This window comes from Nitrospirota bacterium (assembly GCA_020846775.1).
Taxonomy (GTDB): Bacteria; Nitrospirota; 9FT-COMBO-42-15; order HDB-SIOI813; family HDB-SIOI813; genus RBG-16-43-11.
The window spans coordinates 1-11,570 of the sequence record JADLDG010000115.1 but is presented as its reverse complement, the minus strand read 5'-3'; the positions used below and the strand labels follow the sequence as shown (position 1 = coordinate 11,570).

12 protein-coding genes and 5 tRNA genes are annotated in these 11,570 nt (G+C 44.9%); all 17 read left to right on the top strand.

All coding sequences use genetic code 11. The annotated features are described in order from the left end of the window. The first annotated feature begins 6 nt into the window (after positions 1-6). Entirely contained in the window at positions 7-1,062 is a 1,056-nt protein-coding gene (locus IT392_13080; GenBank protein ID MCC6545404.1) for a threonine synthase, read from the top strand. Between the two features lie 289 nt (positions 1,063-1,351). Further along, a complete protein-coding gene (locus tag IT392_13075; GenBank protein ID MCC6545403.1) occupies positions 1,352-2,572 on the top strand; it encodes a cofactor-independent phosphoglycerate mutase in 1,221 nt (406 codons plus the stop codon). Position 2,573: 1 nt separating this feature from the next. Next, positions 2,574-3,785: an aspartate kinase gene (locus tag IT392_13070; GenBank protein ID MCC6545402.1), complete on the top strand. Its 1,212-nt coding sequence runs from the start codon at positions 2,574-2,576 to the stop codon at positions 3,783-3,785. Between the two features lie 20 nt (positions 3,786-3,805). Continuing rightward, entirely contained in the window at positions 3,806-5,395 is a 1,590-nt protein-coding gene (locus IT392_13065) for a citramalate synthase (protein MCC6545401.1), read from the top strand. 1 nt (position 5,396) lies between these two features. Beyond that, positions 5,397-5,822 (top strand): SoxR reducing system RseC family protein, encoded by a 426-nt coding sequence (locus tag IT392_13060; protein ID MCC6545400.1) that lies wholly within the window; start codon positions 5,397-5,399, stop codon positions 5,820-5,822. 52 nt (positions 5,823-5,874) lie between these two features. Continuing rightward, a complete protein-coding gene (locus IT392_13055; GenBank protein ID MCC6545399.1) occupies positions 5,875-6,174 on the top strand; it encodes an integration host factor subunit alpha in 300 nt (99 codons plus the stop codon). Next, positions 6,171-6,488, top strand: a complete 318-nt coding sequence (locus IT392_13050; protein ID MCC6545398.1) for a MerR family transcriptional regulator — start codon at positions 6,171-6,173, stop codon at positions 6,486-6,488. The genes IT392_13055 and IT392_13050 overlap by 4 nt, the downstream gene beginning before the upstream one ends. Before the next feature lie 5 nt (positions 6,489-6,493). Then, positions 6,494-6,567, top strand: a tRNA-Pro gene (locus IT392_13045). 95 nt (positions 6,568-6,662) lie between these two features. Then, complete coding sequence (gene surE / locus IT392_13040) at positions 6,663-7,448, top strand: 5'/3'-nucleotidase SurE (GenBank protein ID MCC6545397.1); 786 nt, start codon at positions 6,663-6,665, stop codon at positions 7,446-7,448. Between the two features lie 24 nt (positions 7,449-7,472). Beyond that, a complete protein-coding gene (locus tag IT392_13035; GenBank protein ID MCC6545396.1) occupies positions 7,473-8,117 on the top strand; it encodes a protein-L-isoaspartate(D-aspartate) O-methyltransferase in 645 nt (214 codons plus the stop codon). A 13-nt stretch (positions 8,118-8,130) separates the two neighbouring features. Further along, a complete protein-coding gene (locus IT392_13030) occupies positions 8,131-9,624 on the top strand; it encodes a cysteine--tRNA ligase (GenBank protein MCC6545395.1) in 1,494 nt (497 codons plus the stop codon). Continuing rightward, a complete protein-coding gene (rlmB, locus tag IT392_13025; GenBank protein ID MCC6545394.1) occupies positions 9,621-10,367 on the top strand; it encodes a 23S rRNA (guanosine(2251)-2'-O)-methyltransferase RlmB in 747 nt (248 codons plus the stop codon). The genes IT392_13030 and rlmB overlap by 4 nt, the downstream gene beginning before the upstream one ends. Positions 10,368-10,448: 81 nt before the next feature. Next, positions 10,449-10,524, top strand: a tRNA-Thr gene (locus tag IT392_13020). Positions 10,525-10,542: 18 nt separating this feature from the next. Continuing rightward, positions 10,543-10,625: transfer RNA gene (locus IT392_13015), tRNA-Tyr, on the top strand. Between the two features lie 329 nt (positions 10,626-10,954). Beyond that, positions 10,955-11,029 (top strand) — tRNA-Gly (locus IT392_13010). Positions 11,030-11,304: 275 nt separating this feature from the next. Further along, a tRNA-Thr gene (locus IT392_13005) sits at positions 11,305-11,381 on the top strand. Between the two features lie 62 nt (positions 11,382-11,443). After that, on the top strand, positions 11,444-11,570 hold a 127-nt coding region (gene tuf / locus IT392_13000; protein ID MCC6545393.1), incomplete at its 3' end, for an elongation factor Tu.

The following is an 11,570-nucleotide window of genomic DNA, read 5'->3' as shown; positions in this document are numbered from 1 at the left end:
AAGATAATGCTTTGGAAAGGTGTGATCGAACAGTACAGGGAATATTTATCTGTGTCAGAAAAGACACCGGTTATTACTTTGAATGAAGGTAATACACCGCTTATTGAATGTAAGAATCTTACAAAGGCTATCAATCCTGATATATCCATATATTTGAAGTTCGAAGGGGCTAATCCAACCGGTTCTTTCAAAGACCGCGGTATGACCATGGCTATCTCGAAGGCAGTTGAGGACGGCGCCCATGCGGTAATTTGTGCCTCAACAGGCAACACCTCTGCCTCGGCAGCAGCCTATGGGGCACGTGCAGGTATCAAGGTGTTTGTACTGATACCTGAAGGAAAGATTGCTATGGGGAAGCTGGCTCAGGCAATGATCCATCAGGCCAGCGTTATTCAGATAGAAGGGAATTTTGATGAGGCGCTATCAATAGTAAAGGGTGTGGCAAAGGAATATCCGGTGACCATAGTCAATTCGATAAATCCATTCAGGTTGGAAGGTCAGAAGACTGCAGCCTTTGAAGTTTGCGATCAGCTGACCGGATATCCTGATTACCATTTTCTCCCGGTTGGAAATGCCGGGAATATAAGCGCATACTGGATGGGTTATAAGGAGTTTTATAAGTTAGGTAAGATAAACGGCCTGCCAAAGATGATCGGTTTTCAGGCAGCAGGTTCTGCTCCGATTGTCTTAGGCCATGTAGTGGAACAACCACTAACAATAGCTACGGCAATCAGGATAGGGAATCCGGCGAGCTGGAAGATGGCTGTTGATGCTGCAAGTGAGTCGCATGGCGCTATTGACATGGTTACTGATGAAGAGATCCTTGAGGCATACGGCATGCTCGCCTCACTCGAGGGGGTCTTTTGTGAGGCTGCGTCAGCGGCATCAATTGCAGGGGTTATAAAGAAGAATAAAGAGGGCCTGTTTTTAGGAGGGGAAAGGGTGGTCTGTACGCTTACCGGGCATGGACTCAAGGATACCGAGATGGCAATAAGCAGATCAGCGGTCCCGGTTACTGTGAAGGCGGATAAAGGAGAGGTGTTGCGGGTTTTAGGCTATTAATTAAGAAGCAATGAATATAAGAAGCAATGAGTTTAAAGCAATGAGCAATGAGTGTAGGTAAGAAGCAATGAGTGGAAAGCAATGAGCAATGAGTAGAAGATGCAATTAGTGATAAGTCGTGAGAATAAGAAGACAGCAATGAACAACAGGCTCACAAAGGAAAGTTAAAAATCCCCCTTAATCCCCCTTTTTCAAAGGGGGAAATTTGCTCCTCCTTCGTTGATAGGGAGGAATTAGTTCCCCCCTTTAGAAAAGGGGGGTTAGGGGGGATTTGAAAGGGAATATTAGCATGAAATATATAGTTCTCGTTGGTGATGGCATGGGTGATTATCCTGTCCCGGAGCTTGGCAACAGGACGCCGCTTCAGGCTGCAAATAAGCCCAATATGGACCGGCTTGCAAAAAATGGCGTGTTGGGCCGCGTAAGGCTTGCGCCGGACGGATTTTATCCAGGTAGTGATGTTACACAGTTAAGCATTCTCGGTTATGACCCGGCAGTCTATTATACCGGACGATCACCTCTCGAAGCGGCAAGCATAGGTGTATCGCTGGCTGCGGATGATGTTGCCTATAGATGCAATCTTGTCACACTTACCCGGGGCGGCGAATACATATCATCAAATATCTCCGGCGATGTTGTTATGGAGGACTACAGCGGCGGACATATTGGTTCTGAAGAGGCACGGGAACTTATATTGAGTCTTGATAAGGAATTGGGCAGTGATGTCTTCAGGTTTTATCCTGGTATGAGCTACAGACACCTGTTTGTGTGGAAAGGTGGAGAGACCGATGTAAAGTGCACTCCACCCCATGATTTCACCTGTAAACCGCTTTCAGGCAGGCTTCCTGATGGTAAAGGTATTGATGTCCTGAATGAAATCATGGAAAAGGCGCTTCATATTCTATCATCTCATCCAGTGAACAAAATAAGGCGTGACAGGGGTGAAAAACCTGCAAACGGCATCTGGCTTTGGGGACAGGGTAAGGCGCCAATGTTAAAGACGTTCCTTGAAAAATACGGACTTCATGGATCAATGATAGCGGCGGTTGATCTGATGAGGGGAATAGGGAAATATGCAGGCTTTGATATAGTTGATGTACCCGGTGCAACAGGATATCTTGATACCAATTTCAAGGGTAAAGCGGAATATGCGTTAACAGAGCTTGAGACCAAGGACGTTGTCTATATTCATGTTGAGGCGCCGGATGAGGCTGGACACAATGGAGATGTAGCAGGGAAGGTGAAGGCGATAGAAGACCTGGATGAAAAGGTTGTTGGAACAGTTTTGAACGGGATGAAGGATATGGGTCCTTTCAGGATTCTTATCCTTTGTGATCACTGGACGCCGGTCAGTATCAGGACACACACGGCAGAGCCAGTTCCGTTTATTCTTTATGACAGCGGGGAAGGTATGAAGTCAGGCAGGTGTTACGATGAGGTCAATGCGTCTGCCAGCGGAGTGTTTGTAGAGGATGGTACAACTCTAATAGACAGGCTGGTTGAGAAGTAAAATGCTTATAGTCCAGAAATATGGCGGTACCTCCGTTGGCAGCATTGAGCGGATAAGGAATGTAGCCTCTAAGGTTGCAAAGACACGGGATGCGGGCCATGAGGTAGTTGTAGTCGTGTCTGCAATGAGCGGGGAGACAGACAGGCTGGTTGCACTTGCCCATGAAATTACAGATTCACCTGTGGAAAGGGAGATGGACCTGCTCCTTTCATCGGGTGAGCGTGTGACTATTGCCCTGCTTGCAATAACATTGAACAGCATGGGTTATCCATCCAAGGCATTTACAGGACGTCAGGTTGGCATTATAACAGACAGTATTCATACAAAGGCAAGGATTGAGCGGGTTGGCGCTGAAAGGGTTCGTGACGCGTTAAATCATGGTATAATACCAGTTGTAGCCGGTTTTCAGGGTATTAGTGAGGAATCAGATGTTACCACACTTGGAAGAGGCGGGTCTGATCTTACAGCGGTGGCCATTGCAGCGGCTCTTAAGGCTGACCTGTGTGACATTTATACCGATGTTGACGGGGTATACACTGCTGACCCGAATGTTGTAGTTGAGGCAAGGCGTCTTGATAAAATATCGTATGAAGAGATGCTTGAGCTTGCCAGTCTCGGTGCCAAGGTCCTGCAGAACAGGTCTGTGGAATATGCGGCAAAATATAGTGTAAGGCTGCGTGTAGTGTCTTCATTTAAAGAGGGTAGTGGTACAGTGCTGGCAGAGGAGGATGAAGATATGGAAAAGGTAGCTGTCTCAGGTGTTACATGTGACAGAAATCAGGTTAAGGTTACTATAGTTGGAGTCCCTGATAAGCCCGGTATCGCAGGAAAGATATTCGGGGCAATCTCTGATGCCAATATAGTTGTTGATATGATAATTCAGAATGTGAGTCAGGAGTCTCTGACTGACATATCATTTACAGTCCCGCGTGCAGATGTTACCAGGACGAGAGAATTAATGACGCACCTCATCAAAGATATTGGCGCTAAGGAGCTTGCTATAAAAGAGGACATTGCCAAGGTCTCAATTGTAGGAGTAGGGATGAGATCTCACTCCGGTGTTGCCGCGAGGATGTTCAGTACATTGGCGGATGAAAGTATTAATATAATGATGATCAGCACATCTGAGATAAAAATTTCCTGCGTGATAGATGCAAAGTATGCAGAGCTGGCAGTGAGGGCATTGCACAGGGTATTTGAATTGGGAAAATGACAGAAAGGTAATGTTATAGAGTGAAAAATATTGAATTATACGACACTACACTGCGTGATGGTGCACAGGCCGAAGATGTCTCATTCTCCCTTGAAGACAAGTTAAGGATAGTTGAACAGCTTGATAATTTCGGTATACATTACATCGAAGGCGGTTTTCCGGGGGCAAATCCCAAGGATACAAAGTTTTTCCAGGAAGTAAAATTAATCAAGCTGAAGAAGTCCAGAATTGTTGCCTTCGGCAGTACCCGCAAGGTATCGAACAAGGCAAAGGGCGACCCCAATATTGATGCCCTTCTAAATGCAGAGACAAGTCATGTTGCTGTAGTAGGCAAGAGCTGGGACTTTCATGTAACAGAAGCGCTTGGTGTCACTTTAAAGCAGAATCTCGATATGATTGCCGATTCCATTGTGTATCTGAAGTCAAAAGGTAAGTTCGTATTTTTTGATGCAGAGCATTATTTTGATGGATATAAAGCAAATCCTGAATATGCATTAGAGACATTGAAGTCATCCATCCGGGCTGGTGCGGACAGCGTTGTCTTATGTGATACAAATGGCGGTACCCTGCCGGATGAACTAATCAGGATAATAAGAAGCACCCGTCGTGAATGCAAGACAGTTATGGGAATACATTGTCATAATGATTCTGATCTCGCAGTGGCCAACTCAATTATAGCAGCCGGTGCCGGAATAAAATATATACAGGGAACGATTAACGGACTTGGTGAGAGATGCGGAAATGCAAATCTCTGCTCAATCATACCAAACTTGAAGCTAAAACTTGGCGTAGATTGTTTGTCAGATGAGCAACTGAAACAACTGCGTAATGTATCACATTTTGTTAGCGAGATAGCAAATATCAAACCAGACAGGCATCAGCCATATGTCGGGGATAGTGCATTCACTCACAAAGGTGGTCTGCATGTTCATGCGGTCAGGAAAAAAGCAACGACCTATGAACATGTAAACCCCGATGATGTCGGCAATATCAGGAGGACACTGGTTTCTGATTATTCCGGTATCAGTACAATTGTTCAAAAGGCCGGCGATTATGGGATTACTATAAAACCGGATGACCGGCCAAAACTGAATGAGGTATTAAAGGTATTAAAAGAGATGGAAGACCGCGGCTATCAGTTTGAAGGCGCTGAGGGATCGTTTGAGTTGTTGATGAAGAAGGCGCTTAATCTGCATACAAGATTTTTTAATCTGATCGGCTTCAGGATTCTCGTTGCGAAAAGACGTGAAGATGAACCGCCAATCTCAGAGGCTACAATAATGTTGAATGTTAATGGTGAGACAGAACATACGGCAGCCGTTGGCAACGGGCCGGTTAATGCACTGGATAATGCCCTCAGGAAGGCACTCGAGAAATTTTATCCATCCCTGAGGACTGTCTCTATGCTGGATTACAAGGTGAGGGTACTCACAGGTATGAATGGAACCGCATCCAGAGTTCGTGTGCTGATTGAGTCAGGCGATAATGACAGGAAGTGGGGTACAGTGGGTGTCTCAGAAAACATCATAGAGGCGAGCTGGCAGGCCCTGGCAGACAGTATCGAATTCAAACTCCTTAAAGATAGTGAGCAGTCAGGAGAAAAGGACTGAGATGGACGACGGCATGATTGAAGAAGGCATTGTTTTATCTGTATCCGATGGAATGGCAAGGGTCCGTGCTGTCAGAGGGAGTTCCTGCGGCGGATGCGCATCCCGTTCTATGTGTAAACCGTCCGAGTCCTCTGATGTTATTATAGAGGCAAAAAATGAAATTGGCGCACATGTAGGCGAGAGGGTAGAGGTTGTTGTAGGAGCGAAGACTTTCTTAAAGGCGTCCTTTATTTCTTATATGATGCCGCTGATAACTTTTTTTATAGGCGCTATCATTGGGAAGTATATTGCCGGGTCCGATGTCTGGGCGGCGATTGCTGGAATGTTTACCATGCTCATCTGTTTTTATGGTGTATGGCTGTATAATAAAAAACTGCAGCGAGGGAGTAAATACCACCCGGTAATTAAAACAGTCTTATCTCCTTGACAGGAAATGCTGTTTATAATAATATTTTCAAGACGTTAAGGGAGGGTCTGATGTGAAAAAAGTTGACATTGCCAATGAGCTTTATGAGAAGATCGGGATTTCAAAGAAAGAGGCATTGAATATTGTTGAGATTGTACTGAATACCCTCAAGGAAGGTCTTAAAAATGGAGAGACTGTAAAGATTGCCGGTTTCGGAAATTTTGTTGTCAGGAGTAAAAGGGAGCGTAAGGGGCGCAACCCCAAGACAGGGGAAGAGATTGGTATAAAGCCGCGCAGGGTAGTGACGTTCCGGCCCAGTCACATATTTAAACAATATATCAGTGGTTCAGGGGACAAAAGAGCTGATAAGTGAAATTGTTTTACAAAATAAGTGAGGCCAGTAAAGCTACAGGCCTTGAAGCATACGTATTACGTTATTGGGAGACAGAATTCCCTGAAATTGCTCCAAGAAAAAGTAAGGGTGGACAGAGGGTTTACGAACAAAAAGATATAGATAAAATTCTTAAGATTAAGAAAATGCTTTATGAGGAAGGTCTTACAATAGCCGGTGCAAGAAAAAAACTTGGAGAATATCTTAACAAGGATGCACCTGAAAAACCTAATATAGCGGTTATTGACAAGGCAATAGATGAATTGCAGGGAGTCTTGAATATCCTGAAAATATAGCAAATCGGGGCGTGGCGTAGCCTGGTAGCGCACTCCCTTGGGGTGGGAGAGGCCGGCCGTTCAAATCGGCTCGCCCCGATCAGTTAAATAGGGACAGCGCCTATTTATTTCCTGGAAATAAATAGGCGCTGTCCCTATTTAACTGATCTATTTAACTATAATGTCTATCAAATCATGTTAATCTTAGTCTCCAATGATGACGGGGTTCAATCACCGGGAATCCGTATCTTAGCTGATACCCTCAGGTCTATGGGAGAGGTGTATATAATAGCGCCTGACAGGGAGCGATCAGCTGCAAGTCACGCCCTGACTCTCCATAAACCATTACGTCTTGATAACCTTGGAAATAACATCTATGCAGTTAATGGAACTCCTACAGATTGCATTAATCTTGGCGTAAATGGTTTACTGCACAGAAAGCCTGACCTTGTTGTTTCAGGGATAAACAGGGGTGGTAACCTGGGAGATGATGTCACATATTCAGGTACTGTCTCGGCTGCATTTGAGGGGACACTCCTCGGGATCCCTTCGTTTGCAATCTCACAGGTGGCTGAAAGTGATTATAAATTTGAAACTGCGGCAAAATTTGCCCTTCAACTGGCGATGATGATTAAAGAGAAGTCACTTCCTCCTGAGGTGCTGCTAAATGTTAATGTTCCCAATCTTGATACCTCATCTATCAAAGGTATCAGGATCACACATCAGGGAAAAAGGATATATGATAAGAATGCGGTTGTTGAGAAGGTTGATCCGCGCGGCAGGAAATATTACTGGATTGGTGGCAGCAGGCTTTCATGGGAAGATACGAAAGACAGTGATTTTTCTGCAATTGAAAATGACATGATTTCTATTACACCCTTACGGCTCGACCTGACTGAGTTTAATGTCATTAAGGAGCTTCGCAACTGGGAGTCTGCACTTGATGATGGACTTAAGGCGAAGGTATTAGATCAGGGATGAACCATTGAACCCTATATTACGATGATTAACTTTGAGGCACAGCGTAACGCGATGGTTGATGAGCAGATAATCAGGCGTGGTGTAAAGGACGGGCGGGTACTGTCTGCCATGAGGAAAGTCCCGAGGCATCTTTTTGCAGGGAAGGAGCTTGAATGGCGGGCATACGGAGATTACGCCCTTTCGATTGGCGAGGGGCAGACGATATCGCAGCCTTATATGGTGGCTGTTATGACCGAGGCACTGGAACTGAAGGGAGATGAAAAAGTACTTGAGATAGGTACTGGCTCAGGTTATCAATCGGCTGTGCTCGCAGAGCTGGCCGGCTCTGTTTATACAGTAGAAAGGATAACTCCGCTCGCAAGGCGTGCTGAAACACTGATGAATGAACTTGGATATCTTAATGTGTTTTTCAGGATAGCCAACGGGACATTGGGGTGGAAAGAAGAGTCACCATTTGATGGCATTATTGTAACTGCCGGGGCGCCGGTCATCCCGGAGACACTGCTTGAACAGCTTTCCGATGGCGGCAGGCTTATAATTCCAGTAGGTGACAAGTATACGCAGATGTTAACAAGGGTAGTTAAAACGGCTAAAGGTAAAGTGACAACGCATCTCATGCCGTGCGTATTCGTACCGCTTGTTGGTGAACATGGATGGGGTATTTCATAGTGATGGATAACGGATGATCAGGCTTTACAATACATTAACTGGTAAGAAAGAGGAGTTTAAACCACTGGTATCCGGCCATGTCGGCATTTATGTCTGCGGCGTGACTGTATATGATGTATGCCATATAGGACACGCAAGGAGTGCTCTGGTATTTGATGTTATCAGGAGATATCTCGAATATCTTAATTTCAAGGTCTTATTCGTGAAAAATTTTACAGATATAGATGACAAGATTATTGTCAGGGCTCAAAGGGACGGGGTAGAGTGGAGTGGTGTCGCCGGGAAATATATAGATGAGTATCACAGGGACATGGATCTGCTGGGGGTCAGGAAGGCAGATATAGAACCTAAGGCAACTGATCACATCGGAGAGATGCAGGAGATCATCAGTGAATTAGTGAAGACTGGATATGCTTACGCAAGAGAGGGCAATGTATATTACAGGGTGAAGAGTTTCAAGGATTATGGAAAGCTTTCTAAACGTGATATTGAAGAGATGTTAGCCGGCGCCAGGGTTGAGGTTGATGAAAGGAAGGAAGATCCTCTCGATTTTGCACTCTGGAAGTCATCGAAGCCGGGAGAGCCTGAATGGAGCAGTCCATGGGGTGGAGGAAGGCCAGGATGGCATATTGAGTGTTCTGCCATGTCTATGAAGTATCTTGGACAGACATTTGATATCCACGGCGGCGGTAAGGATCTGATATTCCCTCATCATGAGAATGAGATTGCACAGAGTGAGGCATCTTCAGGAAGAAGATTAGCAACGTACTGGATACACAATGGTTTTGTAAATGTAAATCAGGAGAAGATGTCCAAGTCCCTGGGGAACTTCTTTACCATTAAAGAGGTGTTTGATAAGTACCCATATTCTCAGGCCGTGACTTCAGAAGTGCTCAGATATTTCCTTATTTCAAATCACTATAGAAGCCCTGTTGACTTTTCTGACTATGGTATGAAATCTTCACATGCAGCGCTTGACGGTTTTTATACGACTTTACAGAAGGTCAAAGAGGCCTGTAATGGGACAGTGGAAGATTCACCGGATGATGACAGTATCATCTCTGCAATAGAAATATGTAAAAAGGAAATTATTGAAGCAATGGATGATGATTTTAATACTGCGGCAGCGATTGGAAGTCTGCAAAAATTAAGAAGAGAGGTAAATACGAATATTGAATATGGGCTTTCCAGGAACACTTCAGGGAAAATATCAGATCTATTCAGTACCTTTAACGCAATTACCGGACTTTTTTCTATTGAGCCGGTTAAATGGGAATTTCTAAAGATTGAGATAAATGCAGAAGCCGGAAACTGTAAAGTTGAGGGGGCTGATGCTAATTTCAATATTTCTTTTTCAGATGATGATATCCGGAAACTTATCATGGAACGTGAGGATGCGAGAAGGAGAAAGGACTGGAAGCTATCTGATGAGATACGTATGACTTTGTCGGCAGCAGGGATAATACTGGAAGACAGGCCGGATGGTACTACAAGGATAAAACGTTGAGTAATAACAAGGAGGGGTTATTTGGAATCAATACGCTTCTTGAGGCACTCAGGTCCGGTGCAAGAGATTTTGAGAAGATTTATGTCGCAAGAGGTCTTCATGGCAAGGGTATTGATGAAGTTGTCAGGATCTGTAAGGCCAACGGCATTTATATCCATTTTGAGGGAAGGGAGGTAATTGACAGGCTGTCAGGCACTTCCAAGAATCAGGGTGTGCTTGGTCTGGCCGCTGCAAAACAATACTCATCTGTTGACGATATCCTTGAATTATCACACAAGAGAAATGAGAAACCATTTATCCTTATACTTGATGGGGTTGAAGACCCCAGAAATCTTGGGGCCATAATCAGGACGGCAGAGTGTGCCGGTGTACATGGGATCATTATCCCTAAACATCGCTCCTCAGGTTTGACAGATGCAGTTGCCAGGACATCAGCAGGGGCGATTGAATATCTTCATATTGCGAAGGTTACAAATATATCTCAAACGATTGAGCGATTAAAAAAGCAAGGCGTCTGGGTTTATGGACTTGATATGGATGGAGAAAAAGAGTATGATCAAATATCCTATACTGAACCTCTGGCAATTGTGGTTGGAGGAGAGGGTAAAGGCGTAAGGGACTTGGTCCGTAAGACGTGTGATGAGATTGTCAGGATACCACTTTTGGGAAAAGTCAGCTCACTTAATGTCTCCGTTGCTGCCGGAATAATCCTGTTTGAAATAGCCAAAAGACAAAGACCATAAGGTGAAATATCCCGATTGGTTTCCTTTTATTATTTTTCGGACTTGACTTAATATTTTAATTTTATATAATGTATAAGTTTTGCTGGCGTAGCTCAGTTGGTAGAGCAGCTGATTTGTAATCAGCAGGTCGGGGGTTCAAATCCCTTCGCCAGCTCCAGATAAGTGTCGGGCGTGGGGGGAGGTACCCAAGCGGCCAAAGGGAACAGACTGTAAATCTGTCGCTGTATAGCTTCGGAGGTTCGAACCCTCCCCTCCCCACTTTAGAAGCAGTGAGTGGAAAGCAATGAGCAATGAGTTAGAAGCAATAAGCGAGTATGAACATAGGATTTGAGTCGCGGGTAAATAATCCAATGTCGAGTTTACGCTCAAAAACGTCCAGGTGCAAGGAAGGACTTAAGATTTGAGCTGAGGCGTACTGTTAGGCAATTAAAATGATGGCGAAGGTAGACTCAGGAATGAAGTTTTTTCTCAAAAATGCCCAGATGCAAGGAAGGACTTACGATTTGAGGCGAGGCGTACTTATTGGTACGTTGAGTCTCAAATCGTAAGTCCTGACGCCGCAGATGGGCGTTTTTCAGAAAAAACTTGCGGGAGTAGCTCAGCGGTAGAGTTCCAGCCTTCCAAGCTGGCTGTCGCGGGTTCAAATCCCGTCTCCCGCTCCAAGGTCGGCCATAGGCCGACACTTATGGCTTATAGCCAATAGCTTATAGCTGTGAGGAGAATTAAATTTAAGGCCTTTTAGCTGTATGCAGGAAACTAATAGCTGATAGGTTCAGGTTCAGACGGATGGCAAGGCGGCTCAAGAGATGCAGTTTTTTTCGGAAAGTGCCCAGGTGCAAGGAAGGAGTAAAAATTTGAGCTGAGGCGTACTAATTGGTACGTTGAAGCTCAAATTTTTACTCCTGACGCCGCAGATGGGTGATTTCCGGAAAAAACTGCCCTTGTAGCTCAGTCGGTTAGAGCACCTCCTTGGTAAGGAGGAGGTCACCGGTTCGATTCCGGTCAAGGGCTCCATTAAGAAGCAATGAGTAACGAGCAATGAGTAAAGGCATTGCTTAGAAAAAGGAGGCTGGAATATGGCAAAGGCGAAGTTTGAGAGGAAGAAGCCGCATATAAATGTAGGGACGATAGGACATGTAGATCATGGAAAGACTACATTGACAGCTGCGATAACGATGTTATTGCATAAGCGTGGTCTGGCGG